The organism is Flavobacterium sp. NPDC079362 (genome assembly GCF_050267765.1).
GTDB classification, from domain to species: domain Bacteria; phylum Bacteroidota; class Bacteroidia; order Flavobacteriales; family Flavobacteriaceae; genus Flavobacterium; species Flavobacterium azizsancarii.
Genome location: NZ_JBNNFM010000003.1, coordinates 181,339 through 203,882 on the forward strand (window position 1 = coordinate 181,339; position 22,544 = coordinate 203,882).

The 22,544-nt window shown below is 36.3% G+C and carries 20 protein-coding genes and 1 tRNA gene; 19 read left to right on the forward strand and 2 right to left on the reverse strand.

The genetic code is table 11. The features are described 5' to 3' along the window. The 7 genes from ACQKCJ_RS04665 (at nucleotide 1) to ACQKCJ_RS04695 (ending at nucleotide 7,403) form a co-directional block, all read left to right on the forward strand. Nucleotides 1-807 carry a hypothetical protein gene (locus ACQKCJ_RS04665; protein ID WP_271335003.1) on the forward strand — a complete coding sequence of 269 codons (807 nt, stop codon included), beginning with the start codon at nucleotides 1-3 and terminating at the stop codon, nucleotides 805-807. Between the two features lie 738 nt (nucleotides 808-1,545). Further along, entirely contained in the window at nucleotides 1,546-2,034 is a 489-nt protein-coding gene (locus tag ACQKCJ_RS04670) for a TlpA family protein disulfide reductase (RefSeq protein WP_427401499.1), read from the forward strand. A gap of 101 nt (nucleotides 2,035-2,135) precedes the next feature. After that, on the forward strand, nucleotides 2,136-4,109 hold the full coding sequence (locus ACQKCJ_RS04675) for a cytochrome c biogenesis protein CcdA (protein WP_427401500.1): 1,974 nt from the start codon (nucleotides 2,136-2,138) through the stop codon (nucleotides 4,107-4,109). 290 nt (nucleotides 4,110-4,399) lie between these two features. Next, complete coding sequence (locus tag ACQKCJ_RS04680) at nucleotides 4,400-4,942, forward strand: DUF4494 domain-containing protein (RefSeq protein WP_271335006.1); 543 nt, start codon at nucleotides 4,400-4,402, stop codon at nucleotides 4,940-4,942. Between the two features lie 204 nt (nucleotides 4,943-5,146). Continuing rightward, nucleotides 5,147-6,673 (forward strand): ArnT family glycosyltransferase, encoded by a 1,527-nt coding sequence (locus ACQKCJ_RS04685; RefSeq protein WP_427401501.1) that lies wholly within the window; start codon nucleotides 5,147-5,149, stop codon nucleotides 6,671-6,673. Nucleotides 6,674-6,678: 5 nt separating this feature from the next. After that, a complete protein-coding gene (locus ACQKCJ_RS04690; RefSeq protein ID WP_427401502.1) occupies nucleotides 6,679-7,203 on the forward strand; it encodes a DUF4269 domain-containing protein in 525 nt (174 codons plus the stop codon). 127 nt (nucleotides 7,204-7,330) lie between these two features. Beyond that, nucleotides 7,331-7,403, forward strand: a tRNA-Met gene (locus tag ACQKCJ_RS04695). On the opposite strand, the gene ACQKCJ_RS04700 is transcribed toward ACQKCJ_RS04695, so the two are convergent. Beyond that, nucleotides 7,363-8,931: a recombinase family protein gene (locus ACQKCJ_RS04700; RefSeq protein ID WP_427401550.1), complete on the reverse strand. Its 1,569-nt coding sequence runs from the start codon at nucleotides 8,929-8,931 to the stop codon at nucleotides 7,363-7,365. The two genes, ACQKCJ_RS04695 and ACQKCJ_RS04700, sit on opposite strands and share 41 nt — an antisense overlap. 62 nt (nucleotides 8,932-8,993) lie before the next feature. Beyond that, a complete protein-coding gene (locus ACQKCJ_RS04705; RefSeq protein ID WP_217427694.1) occupies nucleotides 8,994-9,158 on the reverse strand; it encodes a hypothetical protein in 165 nt (54 codons plus the stop codon). A gap of 1,205 nt (nucleotides 9,159-10,363) precedes the next feature. Between ACQKCJ_RS04705 and ACQKCJ_RS04710 the strand changes: the two genes are divergently transcribed. The 12 genes from ACQKCJ_RS04710 to ACQKCJ_RS04765 all read left to right on the forward strand — a co-directional run bounded on the left by ACQKCJ_RS04710 (nucleotide 10,364) and on the right by ACQKCJ_RS04765 (nucleotide 22,451). Continuing rightward, the gene (locus ACQKCJ_RS04710; protein WP_173965709.1) at nucleotides 10,364-10,735 is read left to right on the forward strand and encodes a hypothetical protein; all 372 of its coding nucleotides are present in this window, start codon (nucleotides 10,364-10,366) and stop codon (nucleotides 10,733-10,735) included. Nucleotides 10,736-10,887: 152 nt separating this feature from the next. Further along, nucleotides 10,888-11,742 (forward strand): DUF3347 domain-containing protein, encoded by an 855-nt coding sequence (locus ACQKCJ_RS04715; protein WP_173965711.1) that lies wholly within the window; start codon nucleotides 10,888-10,890, stop codon nucleotides 11,740-11,742. Between the two features lie 106 nt (nucleotides 11,743-11,848). Further along, a complete protein-coding gene (locus ACQKCJ_RS04720) occupies nucleotides 11,849-12,826 on the forward strand; it encodes a hypothetical protein (protein ID WP_427401503.1) in 978 nt (325 codons plus the stop codon). 135 nt (nucleotides 12,827-12,961) lie between these two features. Next, nucleotides 12,962-13,654 (forward strand): DUF3347 domain-containing protein, encoded by a 693-nt coding sequence (locus tag ACQKCJ_RS04725; protein ID WP_173965713.1) that lies wholly within the window; start codon nucleotides 12,962-12,964, stop codon nucleotides 13,652-13,654. A 245-nt stretch (nucleotides 13,655-13,899) separates the two neighbouring features. Then, nucleotides 13,900-14,412 (forward strand): DUF3347 domain-containing protein, encoded by a 513-nt coding sequence (locus ACQKCJ_RS04730; protein ID WP_173965715.1) that lies wholly within the window; start codon nucleotides 13,900-13,902, stop codon nucleotides 14,410-14,412. Nucleotide 14,413: 1 nt separating this feature from the next. Beyond that, nucleotides 14,414-14,884: a heme-binding domain-containing protein gene (locus tag ACQKCJ_RS04735; RefSeq protein ID WP_173965717.1), complete on the forward strand. Its 471-nt coding sequence runs from the start codon at nucleotides 14,414-14,416 to the stop codon at nucleotides 14,882-14,884. A gap of 4 nt (nucleotides 14,885-14,888) precedes the next feature. Next, a complete protein-coding gene (locus ACQKCJ_RS04740) occupies nucleotides 14,889-16,199 on the forward strand; it encodes an efflux RND transporter permease subunit (protein ID WP_173965718.1) in 1,311 nt (436 codons plus the stop codon). Further along, complete coding sequence (locus ACQKCJ_RS04745) at nucleotides 16,171-18,120, forward strand: efflux RND transporter permease subunit (protein WP_427401504.1); 1,950 nt, start codon at nucleotides 16,171-16,173, stop codon at nucleotides 18,118-18,120. Before ACQKCJ_RS04740 ends, ACQKCJ_RS04745 begins: the two co-directional genes overlap by 29 nt. Then, nucleotides 18,104-19,354: a TolC family protein gene (locus ACQKCJ_RS04750; RefSeq protein WP_246253199.1), complete on the forward strand. Its 1,251-nt coding sequence runs from the start codon at nucleotides 18,104-18,106 to the stop codon at nucleotides 19,352-19,354. The genes ACQKCJ_RS04745 and ACQKCJ_RS04750 overlap by 17 nt, the downstream gene beginning before the upstream one ends. Beyond that, on the forward strand, nucleotides 19,332-20,672 hold the full coding sequence (locus ACQKCJ_RS04755) for an efflux RND transporter periplasmic adaptor subunit (RefSeq protein ID WP_173965721.1): 1,341 nt from the start codon (nucleotides 19,332-19,334) through the stop codon (nucleotides 20,670-20,672). Before ACQKCJ_RS04750 ends, ACQKCJ_RS04755 begins: the two co-directional genes overlap by 23 nt. A gap of 3 nt (nucleotides 20,673-20,675) precedes the next feature. Then, on the forward strand, nucleotides 20,676-21,890 hold the full coding sequence (locus ACQKCJ_RS04760; RefSeq protein WP_173965722.1) for an efflux RND transporter periplasmic adaptor subunit: 1,215 nt from the start codon (nucleotides 20,676-20,678) through the stop codon (nucleotides 21,888-21,890). 21 nt (nucleotides 21,891-21,911) lie between these two features. Further along, complete coding sequence (locus tag ACQKCJ_RS04765; RefSeq protein ID WP_173965724.1) at nucleotides 21,912-22,451, forward strand: DUF3347 domain-containing protein; 540 nt, start codon at nucleotides 21,912-21,914, stop codon at nucleotides 22,449-22,451. Nucleotides 22,452-22,544: the final 93 nt, after the last annotated feature.

Below are 22,544 nucleotides of genomic sequence, written 5' to 3' on the forward strand. Positions count from 1 at the left end.
ATGAAACAGCTATCAATAATTTTCTTATTCCTTGTTTCATTCCAAATAGATGCACAAGAACTTTTTGTAGTAACAGAACCTGCCAGTAACGTTCCGGCGGGTTCTATTGGGGTTCGCGTTGGACAATCGCTTATGGACAACAAACATGAAAGTGGCTCAATGTATAATCTAACTCCGGAAGTTACCTGGGGAGTCAATAAAAATTTAATGGTTCGTACCTCAGCTTTTCTAAGCAATCAGGACAACGGATTGGGTCTTAAAGGTGGTGGATTTTATGCCAAATACCGATTCTTTTCTGTAGATGATCTGCAAAGTCATTTCAGGATGGCTGCCTTTGGTAGATACAGTTATAATAACTCGTTTTTTACTCAGGAAGCTATTGACCTGGCCAACGGAAATTCAGGTTATGAAGCCGGTTTGGTAGCCACTCAATTAATCCATAAAGTAGCTTTGAGTTCTTCTGTAAGTTATGTGCGCGCACTGAACAATCCTGATTATAGTTTCCCGGATGCCCTAGGAAAGAATGCTATAAACTATACATTCTCAGTAGGTAAATTAATGTATCCTAAAAAATATACGAGTTACAAACAGACCAATATAAATGCGATGCTGGAATTTACAGGGCAAACCATAACCGAAAACGGAAAATCGTATATGGATGTTGTTCCTTCGATTCAATTTATCATTAATAGTCAGGCGAGAATTGACCTTGCTTATAAAAAAGAATTGTACAGCTCAATGGACCGTGCCGCAACTGATGGCGTTTTCCTAAAACTGGAATACACTTTTTTTAATGTGACGAAATAAATTACTTTTTAAGATTTTATCACGTTAGCCATTGGGAATGAGTAAATTTTATTTCACGCAGATTTTAAAAAGATTTAAGCGGATAAATGCAGATCTATTTTAAATCTGCTCTAATCTGCGTGAAACAAAAATCGTTTATTATTATTGAATATCAAGATGCATACACAAAGAATTAATCGTATAATATTTTCATAAAATTAACAGCCTCTACTTTATTTAAATTTTATTTTTGCCCTCCTTATGACAAAAAAATTCTACATAGTCCTAATTATAACACTTGGTTTCTTTATGGGTCCAATGTTTAATTATGCCCGTGGAATTAAAACACAAAAGATATGTTTTAAAAACAAAACATTTTTAATAGTAGCTTGTGAGGAAACAACCGAACACAGATGTGCTAAAGGTTGTGTCAAAAGTTCCGGTGATTGTCCTGTGGTTTACTGTAGTTATCATTCCCCTATGATTTCTTTCCAGATAGACAATCATTATTTTTTAAATTTTTCAAAAAGAGAACAAAACTATTATTATCCGGAAATCTTTATTTCTTCAGGCTTCCGTTCCATTTGGCTTCCGCCAAAAATAAGCTAGACTCCTTTTCCGACAGCCATAAATGCGTCTTGTTCAAATTCAATTTTAAGGCTTAAAATCATAAAACATATAATTCGATAACAGAATATAGCCGTATTTGCTATGGCTACTGCTGTATATTGAAATTAATTCTTTCAAAATAATAAAACAATGAATTCAATAAAAACATTATTGATGGCAATCATCTTATTGCTATCAGTCACATTCGTTAATGCACAAATCAAAAAAGGTGATACTTTTCCGAATATTCAATTTCAAAATAATAAGAACAAAACAATCCAACTAAACTCCTATAAAGGAAAAACAGTCTTAGTAGACTTTTGGGCCTCATGGTGCCCTAATTGCAGGGCAGCCAGCAAAGATTTGGTTGCTTTCTACGATAAATACAAAGGACAAAATTTTGAAATTGTTGGAATATCAGTAGATGAAGACAAAACAAAATGGCTAAAAGCGATTGAAAAAGACAAAATGAAACATCCTCAATTAATTGACCCAAAAGGCTTCAATGCTGAATCAGTAGCAGCCTTTGGAATAAAAGGATTACCTAGTACTTATCTTTTTGATTCTTCAGGAAAACTGGTAGCTATCAATCCAACCGAAGCACAAATAATTGCTCAAATTAAAAAGAAACAGATCTAAAAAATAGTTGTTTCGATGGCAAAATACTATCGAAACAATTACTATAGCTTAATAAAAATCAAATCATCACCAGAACAAATCGTTCTGATTAAACTTATAAAATGAAGAAAATCTTATATTTATTATTCCTGTTTTTTGCTTTCGCCAAAATTCAGGCCCAGATCATCAATCCTGTAAAATGGGAGGCCTCAATTGAGAAAAAATCTGCCTCGGAATTCGTTCTTTCTTTTAACGGAACTATCGAAAAAGGCTGGCACGTATATTCTCAATTCACTCCTGAAGATGGTCCGCTTCCTGCCGAATTCCTTTTTCATGATAACAAAAACAATTATGAACTTCTTGGAAAAGCAACCGAAAGTAAAACCAAAAGAGAGTTCAATGAAGTCTTTGGTGTTGATGAAATCTTCTTCTCTGATAAAGTTGTTTTTACTCAATTAATCAAACAAATCAATCCCGAAAAGGAAACGATTCAGGTAGAACTTTCGTATCAGGTCTGTAAAGAGAACTGCATTAGCGAAAGCAAATACTTCGAGTTTAATCTTAAAACACTTAAAGCGAAAGAAATTCAGGCTGCCGATATTGCAAATGAAAAAACTACAAAAGTTGATGCAACTACCGCAATAGAAAAAGAACCGGAATCTAAGAAATCTGATTCTAGTTTATACATGATTTTCTTTATTGCTTTTTTATCCGGCTTTGCTGCATTGCTTACGCCTTGCGTTTTTCCAATGATTCCTATGACGGTGAGTTTCTTTACCAAACAAAGCAAAACCAAGGCAAAAGGAATTAAAAATGCGATTATTTACGGGATTTCAATCATTCTTATTTATGTGTTTTTAGGAACCGTAATTACCTTAATTTTTGGAGCCGATGCTTTAAATGCATTGTCTACCAATGTATGGTTCAATATAATTTTCTTTGTTTTACTGGTTGTATTTGCTTTATCTTTTTTAGGCGCTTTCGAAATTATGCTGCCTAATTCATGGGCCAATAAAGTAGATCGTCAGGCAGATAAAGGCGGAATACCAGGAATCGTATTCATGGCATTGGCATTGGCAATCGTTTCCTTTTCCTGTACAGGACCAATTATAGGAACCTTATTGGTTGAAGCAGCTTCTAAAGGCGGAATCGCTCCAATTGTTGGAATGCTTGGTTTCTCATCTGCTCTGGCATTACCTTTTATGTTATTTGCCATGTTTCCGGGCTGGTTAAACACATTACCAAAATCTGGCGGATGGTTAAATACCGTAAAAGTATTTTTAGGATTTCTGGAATTGGCTCTGGCTTTTAAATTCTTATCGAATGCTGATTTGGTATTGCAATTGCATTGGTTCGAAAGAGAAATTTTCTTAGCCATCTGGATCGCAATATTTGGTACTTTGGCCTTCTACTTATTCGGAAAAATAACTTTACCGCATGATTCTCCTACATCCTCTATTTCTGTAGGACGATTATCTGCCGGATTGGTAGTATTGGTATTTACGATTTATCTTATTCCGGGATTGTGGGGTGCGCCTTTAAAATTGATTAGTGGCTTCCCTCCTCCAATGACGTACAGCGAATCGCCATATGGTGTTGGAGGTTCTGGCAAAGAAACTGCATCATCTGCAAAAGCGTTACCAGATGGCGCGCATAAAGGCCCGCATGATATCATGGCTTTTACTGATTATGAAAAAGGATTGGCTTACGCTAAAAGTGTAAACAAACCAATTCTTCTGGATTTTACAGGATTCGCCTGTGTTAATTGCCGAAAAATGGAAGATTATGTTTGGTCCGATCCCCGCATATTATCGATATTAAATAATGAAGTTGTTTTGATTTCTTTATATGTTGATGACAAAAGAGAACTTCCATCTGAAGAACAATATGTATCTAAGGAAACTGGCAAAAAGATACAATCGATAGGCAATAAATGGAGTGATTTTCAGATTACCCGTTATAAAGCAAATGCTCAACCGTACTATATTATAGTAGACACGAACGAACAAAGCCTGAATAAACCAGCGGGATATACTCCTGACATTGCAGAATATGAGCAATGGTTAAAATCCGGAATTCAGCAATTTAAAAAATAACAGAAACGCTGTTTTTAATATTGATTTTTGACCATTAAGAAATTAAGAAAAGTTAAGTCCTGATACTTAATGAAGCCTAATTTCTTAATGGTTATTTTTTTACCCCAGATCAAAAATTTTTTTATGATATTAACTAAAATCATAAAATCGGCAAAACATTAACTTTTACTATACCCATAACAATCAATACCTTATGAAAAAACTACCTAAATTGTGAATATCTATTTTCAGAATTAAGAATTTATTTTCCTGTAAAATCTATCTTTGACATCCTTAAAAAACAATAGAAGATGAGCGCAACTTGGTACGAATGCAAAGTAAAATATAGAAAGACAGATGAAACGGGTGGACAAAAAGTTTTAACCGAACCTTATTTGGTTGATGCTTTATCTTATACTGAAGCTGAAAAAAGAATAAATGAAGAGATGGCTGCTTATATTAGTGAAGAATTTAAAATCACAAATATAAAAGTGGCAAATTATGCTGAGATTCATCCTTTTGAAAACGCAGATCGTTGGTTCAAGTCAAAAGTTTCTTTGATGGCTTATGATGAAGAAAGCGGTAAAGAAAGAAGATCGAATATGTACTTGTTAGTGCAGGCAAATGACGTAAGAGAAGCCTATGACAATACACTTCACGTTATGCAAAGCACAATGGGAGAATACTCGATCCCGGCAGTTTCTGAATCTCCAATCATGGACGTTTTCCCTTATTTCAGCGGTGAAGAAGGAGAAACAGAACAATTAGAAAGATTCAATAAACTAAAAGCTTCAAGACCTGTAGAGGTTGAAAAAGTGGATCACATGGAATTTGAAGAAGCATTAGAGGAATAATTTTTCTAAAATTTCAAAAAATGAAATTCCAAATCCCATAAAGAACTTCAATTGTTCCTGTGGAATTTTTATAAAACTAGCTTCAGAGAAATCTGGAGCTTTTTTGTTTTGTAACATTTTGGATAATACGCTGACTTATTCTACATTCAAAATAAATTATATATTAGCTATATCATTAACAACCTGCCAACAAACCCAATTTACATGAATAAAAAAACGATAATTTTACTCGGGTTCATCATTTTAAAATTTGTTTTGCAGTATGTTTTAATAAGCCCTGAATACGATTTGCAGCGTGATGAATATTTACATCTGGACCAGGCACATCATTTGGCCTGGGGATATTTATCGGTTCCGCCCGTAACCTCCTGGATTTCTTATATTATATTTTTACTGGGCAATTCTGTTTTCTGGATAAAGTTCTTCCCTGCCCTTTTTGGCGCTTTGACACTGCTTGTAGTCTGGAAAACTATTGAACTTTTAAAAGGTAATTTATATGCATTAATCCTAGGATCGACCTGCATTTTGTTTTCAGTATTGTTGCGGCTTAACACGCTGTATCAGCCAAACTCTTTGGATGTATTGTGCTGGACAGGATTTTATTATGTAATCATTCAATACATTTCTACCAAAAAACCAAAATGGCTCTATATAGGTGCTGTCGTATTTGCTTTTGGTTTTCTCAACAAATACAATATTCTATTTCTGCTCATTGGCCTCTTACCTGCTCTTTTATTTTCGAATCAAAGAAAAGTGTTTGCAGAAAAGAAACTCTATTTTGCCTTAATTTTAGGGTTGCTTTTAATATTACCCAATCTTTTATGGCAATACAACAATCAATTCCCGATTGTACACCACATGAAGGAACTGTCCGAAACACAATTGGTCAATGTCGATCGTTTAGATTTTCTAAAAGAACAGCTTTTATTTTTTATCGGTTCTTTTCCGGTTATTCTTGCAGCTTTATATGCTTTATTGTTTTATAAACCTTTCACAAAATACAAGCTCTTTTTTACTTCTCTAATTTTTACCCTTGCCGTTTTTATCTATTTCAAAGCCAAAGCCTATTATGCTATTGGACTATATCCTGTTTACATTGCTTTTGGAGCAGTTTTTCTTTCTCAAACTTTACAATCTGGTTGGCAACGTTATCTAAAACCCGTATTTATCATAATTCCCCTATTGTTTTTTATTCCGATGTATCATGTCGTTTTCCCAAATAAAAGTCCGGAATACATTGTCAAAAATCCCGAACAATATAAAAAATTAGGAATGCTGCGTTGGGAAGACGGAAAAGACCACGATCTGCCACAGGATTTTGCTGATATGCTGGGCTGGAAAGAACTTGCCCGAAAAACGGATTCAGTTTATGCATTGATTCCAAATAAAAAAGAAACACTTGTACTTTGTGACAACTACGGACAAGCCGGCGCCATAAATTATTACACCAAAAAAGGAATAAAAGCAGTTTCGTTTAATGCCGATTATGTCAATTGGTTCAATCTGGACATTCGATATAAAAACCTGATCAGAATCAAAAATTATGAAGAAAACAGTACCGAATTTCAGAAAACCAGTCCTTTCTTTCAGTCTTCTGTTATTGCAGGAGAAATAACGAATAAATATGCAAGGGAATACAAAACCACTATTTTTGTTTTCGCTAATGCTAAAATCAATATCAACAAAAGGATTGAAGCCGAAATTAAAGAAGAGAAAAATTACAACAAATAAATACTATGATAGACTTTTGCTCTATAGAATATTTAAAAAACGGAAATCAAAAACAGATTAAGGCTTTTGATATCCTGACTCAGCACAAAGTTTTACTAAATCTTGTTGAATTCGATCCTATTTTGGTTGGTACGATTCCAATTAATATTGATATAGAAAACAGTGATCTTGATATTATCTGTCATTGGAAAAACAAAAACGATTTTACAGCAAAACTAAATTCATTTTTCGGAAAAGAAACCGACTTCACAATCAGAGAAATATCCATTAATGAGAAAGAATCAGTTATTGCCAACTTTAAAATCGATGGTTTTGAAATTGAAGTTTTTGGACAAAATGTTCCAGCCAAAAGTCAAAATGGCTATAAACACATGATCATTGAACATGAAATTCTACAATCTCATGACGAAAACTTCAGATTAGAAATCATCCGACTCAAACAAAACGGTTATAAAACCGAACCTGCTTTTAGCCATTTATTAGGCTTAAAAGGAGATCCGTACTTAGCATTATTAGAATACAAAATTTAAGTGATTATTATGCTTTTTGTAACTAACTACACTCCAATAAATTATATTTAAATTCCAAATTTTTAAAAATAATTTAGAAATTCCTTGCCACAACCGTATTAACTGTGTATCTTTGCACCCGAAACAACGCGGGATAGAGCAGTAGGCAGCTCGTCGGGCTCATAACCCGAAGGTCACAGGTTCGAGTCCTGTTCCCGCTACTAGACCGGACAAATGAGAAAAAGACTCATTTGTTCGGTTTTTTTTACGCTTCAAAGTATTGTTAATCAAGAAAATATACTTCGCGATTACGTTTACTCTTGGGGTTCGATATGTACTCCCATCAAAAATCAATTTATCCGGAAATATCGAACCCACTACACATCGTTTGGTTTCTATATCACCTTCTTTATATGCAGATGATAACTTAGAAAGAGCTTCTAGTACCTGATCGAGACTTCGTTTAATATTAAGATTTTTTCTTTCTGACAGATATACCGTAAGTTCTCCCTCCAGCTCTTCAATCCTCTTTCTGCATTCTTCTTTTACTTCTTTGTAATCATCTGCATCAAGTTTTTCAGTAAAAAGTAAATCCCTTGCTTTTCCAAGTTTTACATTATATCGTTCAATATCACCTGCTATAGCTTTTCGTCTTTCATCGAAAATAGAGGTAATATTTTTATAATTGATCATTATAATATCATGCAAAATATCTTTTATAGCAATTGGAAATTCATAATTTGCCAAATCATCCTCGAATATTTTATTTGCCTTAACTGCGCTTTTTCTAAATCCACATTTTGAAATACAATGATAATAATAGAAATAACCTCCTTTTGAACCTTTCGAAGCACTTCCTGTTAAATTTCTTCCACAATCAGGACAAATTAAAAATCCTCGTAGTGGAAGATTATCATCTGACATTATTTTAGCATTAGGACGCACCTCAGATTTATTTCCATCCATAACTTCCTGGACTTTATAAAATAATATTTCTGAAATTATAGGCTCATGCTGGCCTTGCACCAAATGTGCTTCCTCATCCTTATATTTTTGGATAAAAACTTTACCACAATAAACAGGATTACGCATTGCCACGTGAAAGGCACTTTTACTAATCGTTTTTCCACGCTTGTTCATGGCTTGTCTGACTTGATCCGCAGCTAATATACCTTTTGAAATTTCATTAAATGCCCATCTAATATTACTAGCTTCAGGTTCCTTTTGCCCAATATATTTTTTACCGTCTTCTTTGCTGCGGTTGATATAACCAAAAGGAGCCATCCCTAATACCCGACCTTCTTTTTTTGCCCGACGCATACCATGAAATGTATTGAGTGCACGTCTGTCATTTTCAACCTCTGGTGCTGCGAGATATATGGCTAGCATCATTTTATTTTCAGGGACAGAGAGATCAAGAGGCTGTTCAACGGCTTGGGGTTCAACTCCTAGTCCATTAAGCATATTTATCATTTGATAGGCATCACCAGCATTCCTGCTGAATCTATCCCACTTTGTGAAGAGTACATAGTCAGGTCTTGTTTTACGCTTTTTTAGTTCCACAAGAAGCCTTTGCCATTCTGGTCGTTTAAACGTTTTAGCAGAATGGTCTTCAAAAATAACCGTGCTAACATGAATCTGCTGATTATCACAATACCTGCGCAGGCGTTCATCTTGATCGCGCTGGGAATATCCTTTATCGGCTTGCTCTTCTGTAGAAACCCTGATATATATAACTGCACTTTTCATAACTTCAAAACTTTAGTTAACATATTACAATACTGATTATTAGCATTGTCAAAGATAATATTTTAGGGCAATTTAAAATGCTTTTTCAGCACAAGAGATGTTAAACTATGTAAGAAGTCGATTATTAAAACTACTTCTTCATACGTTACATCCATTCCTGCCTTTTTCATTTTCTCAAAAGCTTCTTTATATGGTATTTTTTTTATCTCAAAATCATTCATTGCCATGATCATTTAAGCTGTGCAGAATTGCACTAGCTATCTAATTTATCACAGCGATTTAGGTCGTAATCTAAAATGACAGTTGATGGAATCTATTGGCTATGATTGTCAAAGCTAGCAGATGAAAGATCATCACTCCATATCAAAACTACAGTCTGGTTCCGCATAGATCATAAAGATTGAAGATCAGCCCATTCTTCTAAATTGAATCAGGTCAGTAGATCTTTTTTCTTTGATTCAAAAAAAGTATCTTTAAACCCTTAATATTAATGCCTTACATTAGATTCTCATCAAATTTTGTTATTGCAAACATCTTTTAAGAGTAAAATCGAATTTCATTATGACCTAATGATATTTTTAAAATTACAAGTAAACATAAAATGGAAGATTATGTTTATGGACAGCCCGTCATATACAGCAATGTATCTGGCGGGTTTTTTAAGTAATTTTCGCTTGTCTCTTTTTACCCTAATGTAATACAATCCCATTTATAAATATTTTATTGTCGTATTACATAATAACTAATAGGAGTATTCTTTAAACTTTCATTTTCCGGCTTAAATGGGTTTCTAATAGGTCAGACGATGTTACGTGGTAAACCATGTAAATAAAATAATTTTCGGATTCTTCTGCTCCCTTCAAATCATTTGAGTGCAAAACTTTGTATTTTATGAGTTTAGAAAAATTTAAAATTAAGCAGTAGAAATTATCATATTTTTACTGCTTAATTTGTTTATTAATCACGCCAGCTTAAAAAACAGTGTGTTTAAATATTTGATTTCCAATTGTTGATTATTAATGTTTTATATATGACCTTAAATTTAATTGAAACAAGATGTCAAAAAGGATTTTAGATGAAATGCATTAACAGGGAAAGACCAAAAATCGATAGAATAGGCTGTCCATGACAGATAAAGACTTTCCTAGACAAGGAAGCTGAATTTATTTATGTGCCTTTTTGATCACGTTCTTGATAAGGCAAAAGAACTCGATGCTATTCCATTTGATATTTCTAATATAGAATTCACATTATAATGAGCAAAGCATCTTTAATTACATTGTAAAAATATAACATTGATGATCCTGCCATTTAATTATGGCAGGAATTATTTTTGGAGATGACAAATGATATCTAAAATTAACAACTTTAACATTTAATTTATTTTAACTTATATTTATATAAGTACCTTTGTTGTATATATTTACTTCTCATGAAAAGATTTTACGTCATATTAATTGTTACCCTTGGCCTCTTCTTAGTGCCAACGGCAACTTTTGCATGTGGAAATCTTTCAAAGAAAGCTTCCTGTACTAAGGAAACTTCTAAAACCCATAACGATGATTGCTGCTCAGAAGAAGGCGGTCATTCCAAAAAGGAAAACCATGATGGCTGCGGTCATAAATGTGGACATGCTTCATGCGGGTGTGCTTCAGTTTGTAATGGAGGTATCTCCTTTTTAAACGAACTAGAATTCAAAAACAATACTTTGAGTCTTTTTTCTCAAAAACAAAAATTCTACAATTCAGAAACCTCAATTTTAACAGGTTTCTATTCTATCTGGCTTATACCTAAAATAAGCTAAAAACCTTTTTTGATAGCCATACGTGTGCCAAAGAAGGAAGCCATTTGCTTTTCATTATTTTAATTTTTCGCTTATATAGAATAATAGTCTATACACCTCGTATATACAATTATTTCTCATAAGGCTACATTCACTTCTAAATACATTTTAAAATGAAATCAATTCAAAAAGGATTGATGGCAATTACAATATTGCTATCAGTCATAGTGTATGGCGCACCTATAAAAAATGCCAAAACCGTAAACACAAAAATTTATGGTAATTGTCTAATGTGCAAAACTGCTATTGAAAAAGCAGGAAACATCAAAAATATTGCTTTGGTAAACTGGGATGAGAACACCAAAATTGCGGCCATTACCTACGACCAGAAGAAAACAAATCAGGAGGAGATCCTAAAACGAATTGCCTTAGCGGGATATGACAGTGAGCAATTCTTATCTCCTGCCGAAGCATATGCAAAACTTCCACAATGCTGCCAATATGAAAGAACAAATAAGATGGCTGTCCCAATGAAAGAATCAAAAATGGATATGGAGAAAATGGATCATTCCCAGCATACAACCGCAGTTCTTCCAGATGCACAACAAGAGAGTCCATTTAAAACAATTTTCGACAACTACTTTGAGCTAAAAGATGCTTTAGTGAAAACAGATGCCAAGACTACTGCAATCAAATCTAAAGAACTTCTTACTGCAATCAATGCTGTTAAAATGGACAACCTAAAACCTAAAGAACATACTGCATGGATGAATGTAATGAAAAGTTTAGCTACAGATGCACAAAACATTTCTGAAACCCAGGATATTAAGAAACAAAGAGAATCCTTTAAAAGCTTATCTAAAGACACTTATGATCTTATAAAAACTACCAATCAGCCACAACCAGTTTATTATAATCATTGCCCAATGGTTGATGCGAATTGGCTGAGCAAAGAAAGTGGTATCAAGAATCCGTATTACGGTTCCCAGATGCTAAGCTGTGGATCAACTATAGAAACAATCAAATAATCCCAAATCAAAAATGAAAAATATAATTACAGGTACTTCAATCCTTGGAGCATTAATCTTAGGAACCCTATGGCTGTCTTCTTGCAGTAAATCAGATGATATGAATATGTCCGATCCAAAATTGAACATAAACTATCCTGCCGCATATGTGGTCAATGGTCAGGACGGCACAATTTCAGTAATCAAATTGGCAACCAATGAAGTTACAGAGACCGTCAACCTTATGGGGACCGGAACTGATATGATCATGTGGCCGCACCACATTTCTTTACATTCTAATCACCTGGCCATTGGCGTGCCCGGAATGGACTTCTCTGCCGGTCATACTGCCGGCATGGAAGGAATGACAGGTAAACTCCTAGTAATTGATGCCGTCAATGGAACAACAGTAAAAAACATTAACCTGCCAATGATGAACCATAACACGATCTACAGTCCAAATGGTTTAGAAATTTGGGTACCTCAAATGGACATGAATGGAAAAGTTCTGGTTTATGATGCATTAACATACACATTGAAAAATACCATTGCAGTGGGCATGATGCCTGCTGAGCTTACCTTTTCTTCTGACGGCACTAAGGCTTATGTCGCTAATGGAGATGATAATACTGTGTCAGTTATAAATACGACAACCAAACAAGTTACAGCCACTGTTGCTGTAGGGAACAACCCTGTGGGTGCTTGGACAGGAAGTGACGCCAGAATGTATGTTGATAATGAAGACGGGCAATCTATCTCGGTAATCAATGTGGCAACGGATGCTGTAGATCAAACCATTGATTTAGGATTTATGCCTGGAATAGCGTCTCACAATGGCAATAAGAAGGAACTTTGGGTAAGCGATCCTGTTAATGCAAAAGTACATTATTGGACTTGGGACCAGACTATGATGATGTGGATGCATGGAGGTGTATTTACTACTGGCACGGGTGCACATGCGATAACATTTACAGCAGATGGCAATACAGCATATGTGACCAATCAGACAGCCAATACAGTCTCTGTAGTTAACGTATCAAATCACACTGTCTCTAAAACTATTAATGTAGGCCGAAAACCCAATGGGTTGGTGCTAAAAATGTAAATCCTATCCTAAAAGGTATTCAAAATGCCAACTGGAAATTGAATTTGCACAATCAAAAAAAGAATAATTCGTATAACACTCAAATAAAACAATGTTGGACAAAACAACATTTATAAGAGATAAAAACTAAAAAAAATGAAAAAAATAATTTTCTCGACCCTTATAATGGCAATTGTACTTACAGCCTGTAATTCAAAAAACAAGGAAACTACAGCTCCTGAAGCTGCTTCCGGGACCACTCAGAGTGATTCACAATTGTATGCCTGTTCCATGCATCCTGAAGTTACAGGAAAAAAAGGAGACAAATGTTCCAAATGCGGAATGGAATTAACCGAGCCAGTAAAGGAAACTACTGAAAAAAGTGCAGAGGTAAAAACAACTCAAGCTGCTCAAGCAACATTTTCTATAAACGAAATTGTGAGCAATTATCTGACTTTAAAAAATGCATTAACCAAAGATGATACAAAAGGAGCTGCAAATGCCGGACAAGCATTGTATGCAATTTTTAATAATGTAAATCCCAATTCAATAGATTCGAAATTAAAGACAGAATATCTTGATATTGCTGATGATGCTAAAGAACACGCAGAACATATTGGAGCTAACGGTGGAAATATCGAACACCAAAGAGAGCATTTTGCCATGTTAAGTAAAGACATGAATGATTTGATAAAATCTTTCAAATCAGAGCAAAAATTGTATCAAGATTTTTGCCCTATGTATGATGGTGGGAAAGGAGCTATTTGGATAAGCGAAACCAAGGAAATCAAAAATCCATATCAAGGTAAAAAAATGTTAACCTGTGGTTCTATGAAAAAAGAACTGTAAAGCAGTTAACTACTTCTAAATATATCGGGTTATTTACATAATGACCACTCAATGTTACGGTGACTATTGATGTTCCGAATTTATTGAAATGGAAAAAATGCATCTAATTTTTTAGACTGCCCTTTGATCCACTCTTTAACCAAATATTCACTTATGATATGTGTTTTTCATGTAAGTAAGTTGATAGAAATCTTTTCAGAAACATCAATAGTAACCTGTTTTTTAACAATTAAAATTAAATAAAAATGAAAAATGTAATTCTTTCAGCCATAGTTATGGTATTTGTAATGGTTTCTGGTAATGCACAAAGCAAAAAAACAGAAACTAAATTTTCAACTGAACAAATTGTAGCAAATTATTTAGCATTAAAAAATGCACTTGCAAAAGATGACACCAACGGAGCTGCTAAAGCTGGAAAAGCATTGTATGCGACTTTCAAAAGCGTAAATATAAAATCGATAGATCCAAAATCCAAAGCAGTATATCTTGATATATCCGACGATGCCAAAGAGCACGCAGAACATATTGGGGCTAATGGTGGTAATATCGAGCATCAAAGAGAGCATTTTGCCCTACTGAGTAAAGACGTAAATGATTTGATCAAAACTTTTGGAGCTGCAAAAACACTATACCAGGATTCTTGTCCTATGTATGATGGTGGAAAAGGAGCTATCTGGATTAGTGAAACAAAAGAGATAAAAAACCCTTACTATGGTTCCAAAATGCTTACCTGCGGTTCAATGAAAAAACAATTGTAAAATGAAACGATTCATCAGAAAGATTCTTTTTATTGGGTTAATTATTTTTCTACTAATGCAATTGTATCAGCCTGCCCGAAATTCCGATTACGGGCAGGTTTTACCAATTCACATTTCGAGAGTCTATCCCATTCCCAAAAATGTACAAACGATTCTTCAGACTTCCTGTTATGATTGTCACAGCAACAACACGCAATATCCATGGTACTCCTACATACAGCCGGCACGTACTTTCATGGAGGGACACATTACTAAGGGTAAAGAAAATTTGAATTTTAGCCAATGGGGAAGTTATTCCAAACGAAAACAGGAAAATAAATTAGACCGAATTGCCAAGCAGATAAAAGCCAACGAAATGCCTTTGGCTTCCTATACGCTGATCCATAAAAATGCAGTGCTGAATACTTTTCAGAAAGAACAGCTGCTCAATTGGATTGAAAAAGTAAGCGATAGTCTTGCACAAATAAATTAAATCTATGGTACACAAATTAATAGAATGGTCGCTGCGAAACCGTTATATCGTTTTACTATTATCGGCAGGAATATTTGTATGGGGTATCATCTCTATTCAAAAAAATCCTATTGATGCTATTCCCGATTTATCTGAAAATCAGGTAATCGTATTTACAGAATGGATGGGACGTGCTCCACAGCTCGTTGAAGACCAGATCACCTATCCCTTGGTTACCAACCTTCAGGGATTGCCCAAAATTAAATATGTAAGAGCTGCTTCCATGTTTGGTATGAGTTTTATCTATGTCATTTTTGAAGATGATGTTGATGTATACTGGGCAAGATCAAGAGTACTGGAGAGGCTCAGTACTATTAGCAGCACCTTGCCCAAAGGAGTTGCCCCGCAATTAGGACCCGATGGAACTGGGGTTGGGCATATACTCTGGTATACTTTGGAGGCACCCGGTATTGACCTTGGCGAACAAAGAGCGCTACAGGACTGGTACGTCAAGTTTGCTTTGCAAAATGTTCCCGGAGTGAGTGAAATTGCTTCTTTTGGAGGATTTCAAAAAGAATACCAGGTTACCATTGATCCAAACAAACTGCTATATTATAAGCTGTCTGTCCCAGAGGTTATAAGTGCTGTACGTGACAATAATAATGAAAGCGGCGGAAGAAAATTCGACATGAGTGATATTGGCTATATCATTAAGACATCCGGTTATCTGAAATCCATCAAAGAGATTGAGGATATTCCACTGAAAAACCAAAATGGCATTCCTATAAAAGTCAGCGATATAGGAACTGTTCAGATGAGCGGGGAAACCCGCTTGGGAATCTTTGATCATAATGGCACTGGCGAAGTCGTTGGCGGTATAGTAGTGATGCGTTATGGTGAAAACGCAGATGCTGTAATTGATAATGTGAAAGAAAAAATGAAGGAAGTTGCTAAAGGGCTTCCAAAAGGGGTAAAATTCAATATTGTATATGACCGGGGACATCTGATTAAAGAATCTATTGATTCGGTGAAGCGTACCTTAATTGAAGAAATGCTTGTAGTGTCCCTTATCGTTATTATTTTTCTTTTTCACTGGCGTAGTGCATTAAGTATTATCATCCAGATACCAATTACAATTGCAGCAAGTTTCATACTGCTCAATGCCTTTGACATATCCTCCAATATTATGTCCCTTACCGGTATAGCACTTGCCATTGGAGTAATAGTTGACAACGGTATTATTATGAGTGAAAATGCCTACCAGCATCTCTCACAACGGTATGCACAATGGGAATCTGAACAAAAAAATGAAACAAACTCTGATGAAAAGAATTAAAAATATATTTCGCAAAAAACCACAGTGGATATCCGAAGAGGAAAGACTCAAAATAATTGAGAAAAGCAGCAAGCAGGTTTCTCGTGGCGTATTCTTTGCCACTGTAATTATAATTACTTCTTTCTTGCCTGTGTTTATGCTTACCGGACAGGAAGGAAAACTATTCCATCCTTTGGCCTATACAAAAACATTCATACTGATTGTGGACGCCCTATTGGTACTTACATTAGCTCCGGTACTGATTTCTTTTTTTATGAAAGGGAAATTCCGTCCAACCGATTCACATCCGGTAAATCGATTTTTGGAAAGAGGTTATGAGCCAATTATACGCTGGGTTCTGAAATGGAGAAAAACAACTCTTGCAGTCAATATTCTGGCATTATTGATTTCTATACCATTATTGATGCGGCTGGGAACGGAGTTTATGCCTCCATTGGATGAGCAGAGTATTTTATTCATGCCTGTTACCCTCCCTGATGTATCTAATGGAGAAATCAAACGCATTTTGCAGGTACAGGATAAAATAATCAAATCGGTTCCTGAAGTAGAAAGTGTTTTGGGAAAGGCAGGGCGAGCTAACACAGCTACGGATAATTCCCCAATGAGCATGATTGAGACCATTATCATGCTAAAACCAAAATCACAGTGGCGTGAAGGAATAGATAAAAAAGATATTATTAAGGAACTCGATACCAAACTCCAGATACCTGGTGTAGTAAACGGTTGGACACAGCCCATTATCAACCGAATCAATATGCTGGCAACAGGAATTCGTACCGACGTAGGAATTAAAGTCTACGGACAAAATCTCGACACCATTGCTCGTGTATCTGAAAGGGTGAAAATGGCTTTAGAAGGAACTCCAGGAGTGTCTGATTTATTTGTAGATCCTATTACCGGAGGTAAATACCTTGATGTGGATGTTAATCGTCAGGAATTGGCCCGATATGGATTAACAGTAGATGATGTAAACCAAACCGTGGAATTTGCTTTAGGTGGTGCATCCATTGGTAATACTGTTGAAGGACGAAGACGTTTTTCAATAAGTGTGCGTATGGCACAGGATTATAGAAATAGCGTGGAACGCATTAAACGCATTCCCTTACAGTCTCCTACCTTTGGAGAAGTGCCTTTATCTGCCGTTGCTGATATTAAATTCGTAGACGGTCCTCCAATGATCAGTTCTGAAAATGCACTCCTTCGCGGAGCAGTCATGTTCAATATACGTGATCGTGATATGGGAGGAACCGTACAGGAAGCGATGAAAAAATTAGAAAGTGCCAAAAACATACTTCCTGAAGGGTACTTTATAGAATGGAGCGGACAATATGAGAACCTGATCAGCGGAGAAAAGACCCTTAAAGTCATTGCGCCGCTAGTATTGCTTATTATTTTCTTCGCCCTCTATTTTGCCTTTAATTCCCTTAGAGAAGCCTTTTTAAGTCTTATAACAGTTCCTTTTGCTTTAATTGGAGGTGCCTATATAATTTTTTTCTGGGATGTCAATCTATCAGTGGCGGTAGCTGTAGGTTTTATTGCCTTGTTTGGTATTGCCGTGGAAACCGGAATTGTAATGGTTATTTATCTCAATGATGCTATGGAGCAGCTTATCAAGGCCAAAGGAAACTCAAGAGAAACCATTACTAAAGAGGATCTAAGGGAATATGTGGTACACGGCGCCGCAAAACGATTGCGCCCAAAACTAATGACCGTTTGCGTCTCATTATTTGGATTGGTACCTGTCCTGTGGTCCAATGGTGTTGGAATGGATGTAATGAAACCAATTGTATTGCCTATGATTGGCGGCGTATTTACCTCTGCCGTACATATCTTATTAGTAACCCCGCTTATTTTCCTAATGTCTAAAGAATATGAACTAAGAAAATATGGCAAACTCGAAGTACATGATGTCAAACATTAAAATACTGGCAGTACTATTGCTTTTACTGCCATTACAGCTATTGAGCCAGACCAAACAGGTCTTGTCTCTCGATACAATCCTTCAAAGGATTGATAAAAAAAATGTTCTTCTGCAAAGCTATAGTTTAAAGGCAGAAGGATATAAATACAGTGCCGATGCCGCAACAGCATGGATGGCACCAATGGTGGGTGTGGGAACCTTTATGACCCCCTATCCTTTTCAGGAAGTTATGGATGATCGCGACAAAGGATCTTTAATGTTCAGAATTGAACAGGACATCCCCAATGTAGGAAAGCTAAACAAGAAGAAAAAATTCATCCAGTCCCAAGGAAACATTGAGAATGCTACCCGTGCCGTTACCCTTAACGACTATAAAGCACAGGCCAAACAACTATATTACGGTTGGATGGTAGCCGAGCAGCGAATGAAAGTTTTGGATCAAAACGAAAAGATAATGCTCACCATGAAAAAGATTGAGGAAGTGCGCTATCCCTACAACCAATCGCAATTGGGTAATGTATACAAGATCGATGCAAGGATTGAAGAAAATAAAAATATGGTCCGCATGCAGGAAGGTGAAATCGCAAAAGCAAGAGCATGGCTCAACAGCTTGATGAACCAGCCCGGCAATGCTGATTTTGCCATAGACACGAGTATTATCCCCGTCTTTAACCCTGCTTTGCACGACACCACAAGTCTTGCAGGAGTGCGTGGTGATATTAAGAAGATGGATGCAGGGATTGAATCGATGCAGCTCAGTATTGAGGCCATGAAAGCAGAGAAAAATCCCTCTTTTAAAATCCAGTTTGACCATATGAATTCTTTTGATAAAATGATGCCCAAAGCCTATTCGGTAATGGCAATGATGTCTATTCCTATTGCTCCCTGGTCATCAAAAATGTATAAATCAGATACCAAAGCAATGCAGTATAATGTGCAGGCAATGGAGAAAGAGAAATCTGCCATGCTGCAGGAAACCCAAGGTATGTTATATGGTATGCAATATGAAATACTGACCATGCAAAAAAGGATTTTGGGACTCGAAACAAAAATAATCCCTTCTATGCAAAAGTCCCTGGATGTAAACTTTTTGAACTATCAGGAAAACAAACTGCAGATTCCTGTAGTAATTGATTCCTGGGAAGCTTTAAATATGCTGCAGAATAACTTATTAGATGAAAAATTAAAACTATATCAAATGATTGTCGATTATGAAAAAGAACTCTATCGCTAAGTTAGTCGCATTGTTATTCGTTTCGATATTATTATTGACAGCCTGTAACAAGAAAACCGAGCATAACAATAAGCCAGCCCATCAGCATAGTGCAAATCAAGAATATACCTGTCCGATGCATCCTGAAGTTATTCAGGATAAGCCCGGCAGCTGCCCAATTTGCGGTATGGAATTGGTTCCAAGACATACCCCTGGTACGGAAACAGCTATAGACAGCAGCCTAAAACACCTTTTAAAACCCGTCAACGAACAGGTCGTTTCTAATATATCTGTCATAAAACCGCAGGGAGGGACTAAAATATTCTCTCTGCAGGTACAGGGAATTATTACCTACGATACCCGTGAGCAGACCAGCATTTCCAGCAGGGTAAGCGGAAGAATTGAGCGCCTGCTGATTAAGTACAATTACCAGCCCGTAAAAAAAGGACAGCTAATCATGGAAATCTATTCACCTGACCTCGCTGCCGCGCAAAGAGAATTGTTGTTTATTTATCAATCTGATGCAAACAATCCGATGCTTCAAAAAGCAAAAGAGAGACTGTCTCTGCTAGGTATGCAGCAGAAACAAATACAACAGGTATTAAAGACAGGTAAAATTTCCTATCGCATTCCTGTTTACAGTAATGCCACCGGGTACATCTTAGACAATACTGCGACAGCAAACGCTTCTGCAGCAGCTCCTTCGGCTTCACCTCAAAGCTCGGTGTCAGATGATGGCATGGGCGCTATGGGCTCAAGTGGCAATGCAGCATCAAATAATAGCGCATCTACCCCTGCTGCCTCTGCTATTATGTTAAGAGAAGGGCAATATATCGGTGCTGGACAATCACTCTTTACAATCTATACCAACAAAAACCTTATCGCTGAGTTTGCTTTTGATCCATCGGTATCACCCCAGATTAAAAAAGGACAAAAATTAGTGTTTTATGAACCATCAGATAAGCAAACCGTATGTACTGGTATTATTGGACTTATTCAGCCCGTCTTTAAAGAGGGAAGCAACTTTACTATAGCAAGGATTTATTTGCAGGATAATAAATTTCAAACTGGAAAATTAGTAACTGCAACCATTCCTATTGTCAGCAAAGGCTGGTGGCTCCCGCAAAGTGCCGTTCTCAATCTAGGAAATAAATCCATCGTTTTCAAAAAAGAAAAAGACGTGTTTGTTCCCAGAGAAGTTAAAACGAAAAACAATGCTGATGGAATGGTCCTAATAGATCAAGACATCAGTGATTGGGGTATTGCTGGCAATGCGGCCTATATGATAGACAGTGAGAGTTTTATCAAGATAGCTTCAGAAAATAAATTAAAAAATTAAGTCATGAACAGTAAATCAATAATTCGTATTATTTTGCTCATTGCAATGGTTTTTCCACTTCTATTTACAGCATGTGCCCAAAAAGAAGAAAAAAAAGTCAGTCAGGAAAAAGTTCAAACCTATACCTGTCCCATGCATCCGCAAATTGTAAAAGATGGTCCTGGCTCATGCCCAATCTGTGGAATGGATTTAGTGCCCTTCGAAAAAAACAACTCACAGGACTTTCTAACCTTGGGGCCAAGCCAGCAAGCTCTAGCCAATTTGACTACAATAACTGCCGGAGAAAATGAATTTTTAAATTCTTCCCGTCTCAATGGACGTTTGGTTACTGACCCTGAGCAAACTATTTACATCTCAAGCCGAGTGGCAGGAAGGATTGAAGAGTTGTATGTAAAAGAAACTGGTGTTCCCGTTCGAAAAGGCCAGCCTTTATACAGAATATATTCAGAGCAGCTATCAGCCCTGCGACAGGAGTTCCTCATCGCCACAGCACAGGCCACAAGCTTTGCCGAGGATAAACGCTTTGCCCAAATAAAAAATGCTGCAAAACAAAAACTATTATTGTACGGTCAGTCCGAAGCCCAGCTTAATGAATTATTCAAAAAACAAAAAGCATCCCCTTATGTTGATTATTATTCTCCAAACTCAGGAATAGTCGCAGAACTTTCCATTACAGAAGGCCAATATGTAGCAGAAGGAGCCTCTATTATGAAATTAGAAGATTACAATCGTTTATGGGTCGAAGCTGATGTTTATCCAGCCGATGCAGGTAAAATTAAAACCGGCCAAAAGGTTAAAGTTATAGTCTCGGGTTATGAAGATCAGCCCCAAACAATGACCGTAGATTTTATAAATCCTGCCCTGCAAACAAGCAAGCAGATAATACAGCTGCGCGGTACTATTGCCAATCCAAACAATCAATGGCAGGCAGGTCAGCAGGCAATTGTTTTACTGCCTTCCTCAGAACAGAAAATGAAATTGACCATACCTGTGGATGCTGTTATAAGAGACGGAAGCGGCACACATGTTTGGATTGAAATTGGAAAAGGCAAATATCAGCCTAGAATGGTGGCGATTGGTTCGGAAACCTTCGATGAAGTCGAAATTACTAGCGGCTTAAAAAAAGGTGATGTCGTTGTTGCATCTGGCGCCTATCTCCTGTACAGTGAATTTATATTAAAGAAAGGCAAAAACCCAATGTCAGGAATGAAAATGTAATAACCAATCTCACAACAGACGATGAAAAAAATAATCAAAATAGGAATCCCAATATTATCAATCTTCTTACTTATTGCCTGCGGTAATAATGAAAACAAAAAGCAAGAGAATCCTAAGAATAGTGAAACTTCTGTTCCAATTTCAAAGGAAGCCGAAATCAGGATAAATGATGATGTCTTAAATGCGGTATACAGCCAGTATGCCCATTTAACAGTAGCCCTTACCCAAGATAATCTCGGGGAAGCAAAACTGGCAGCCAATGCGATTGAAGCGGGAGCACGGGAAATTAGCAACAACAGTAATCTTGCAGCAAGCGCTGCATCAATCGTTTCAGCTCCTGATATTGAAAAGCAGAGGGCTGCTTATTCTAAACTAAGTAATGAAATGGTTGCCTTGCTAAAAAAAGCAGGAATGGCCGAGGCTGAACTATACGTGGAATATTGTCCAATGGCTTTCGACAATAAAGGAGCCGTATGGATTAGTTCTACCAAAGAAGTGCGTAATCCTTACTTTGGAGAAAAAATGCTCAAGTGTGGTGAGGTGAAAGAAATAATTAAATAATTAGAATCTAAATACATAACTATTTATAATTATTTTTCAGTGTTTAACAATATGCTGTAACAGCTGATGAACAACAAGTCATTTTAAGTAGAT

What these genes read in the sequence shown, in the direction of transcription:
- ACQKCJ_RS04705 (WP_217427694.1), bottom strand. Translation starts at nt 9,158, where the DNA reads ATGGCAATGAATGATTTTGAGATAAAAAAAATACCATATAAAGAAGCT.
- ACQKCJ_RS04760 (WP_173965722.1), top strand. Translation starts at nt 20,676, where the DNA reads ATGAACAGTAAATCAATAATTCGTATTATTTTGCTCATTGCAATGGTT.
- ACQKCJ_RS04665 (WP_271335003.1), top strand. Translation starts at nt 1, where the DNA reads ATGAAACAGCTATCAATAATTTTCTTATTCCTTGTTTCATTCCAAATA.
- ACQKCJ_RS04690 (WP_427401502.1), top strand. Translation starts at nt 6,679, where the DNA reads ATGATAGACTTTTGCTCTATAGAATATTTAAAAAACGGAAATCAAAAA.
- ACQKCJ_RS04670 (WP_427401499.1), top strand. Translation starts at nt 1,546, where the DNA reads ATGAATTCAATAAAAACATTATTGATGGCAATCATCTTATTGCTATCA.
- ACQKCJ_RS04720 (WP_427401503.1), top strand. Translation starts at nt 11,849, where the DNA reads ATGTCCGATCCAAAATTGAACATAAACTATCCTGCCGCATATGTGGTC.
- ACQKCJ_RS04755 (WP_173965721.1), top strand. Translation starts at nt 19,332, where the DNA reads ATGAAAAAGAACTCTATCGCTAAGTTAGTCGCATTGTTATTCGTTTCG.
- ACQKCJ_RS04715 (WP_173965711.1), top strand. Translation starts at nt 10,888, where the DNA reads ATGAAATCAATTCAAAAAGGATTGATGGCAATTACAATATTGCTATCA.
- ACQKCJ_RS04725 (WP_173965713.1), top strand. Translation starts at nt 12,962, where the DNA reads ATGAAAAAAATAATTTTCTCGACCCTTATAATGGCAATTGTACTTACA.
- ACQKCJ_RS04700 (WP_427401550.1), bottom strand. Translation starts at nt 8,931, where the DNA reads ATGAAAAGTGCAGTTATATATATCAGGGTTTCTACAGAAGAGCAAGCC.
- ACQKCJ_RS04675 (WP_427401500.1), top strand. Translation starts at nt 2,136, where the DNA reads ATGAAGAAAATCTTATATTTATTATTCCTGTTTTTTGCTTTCGCCAAA.
- ACQKCJ_RS04685 (WP_427401501.1), top strand. Translation starts at nt 5,147, where the DNA reads ATGAATAAAAAAACGATAATTTTACTCGGGTTCATCATTTTAAAATTT.
- ACQKCJ_RS04765 (WP_173965724.1), top strand. Translation starts at nt 21,912, where the DNA reads ATGAAAAAAATAATCAAAATAGGAATCCCAATATTATCAATCTTCTTA.
- ACQKCJ_RS04710 (WP_173965709.1), top strand. Translation starts at nt 10,364, where the DNA reads ATGAAAAGATTTTACGTCATATTAATTGTTACCCTTGGCCTCTTCTTA.
- ACQKCJ_RS04730 (WP_173965715.1), top strand. Translation starts at nt 13,900, where the DNA reads ATGAAAAATGTAATTCTTTCAGCCATAGTTATGGTATTTGTAATGGTT.
- ACQKCJ_RS04750 (WP_246253199.1), top strand. Translation starts at nt 18,104, where the DNA reads ATGATGTCAAACATTAAAATACTGGCAGTACTATTGCTTTTACTGCCA.
- ACQKCJ_RS04735 (WP_173965717.1), top strand. Translation starts at nt 14,414, where the DNA reads ATGAAACGATTCATCAGAAAGATTCTTTTTATTGGGTTAATTATTTTT.
- ACQKCJ_RS04680 (WP_271335006.1), top strand. Translation starts at nt 4,400, where the DNA reads ATGAGCGCAACTTGGTACGAATGCAAAGTAAAATATAGAAAGACAGAT.
- ACQKCJ_RS04745 (WP_427401504.1), top strand. Translation starts at nt 16,171, where the DNA reads ATGAAACAAACTCTGATGAAAAGAATTAAAAATATATTTCGCAAAAAA.
- ACQKCJ_RS04740 (WP_173965718.1), top strand. Translation starts at nt 14,889, where the DNA reads ATGGTACACAAATTAATAGAATGGTCGCTGCGAAACCGTTATATCGTT.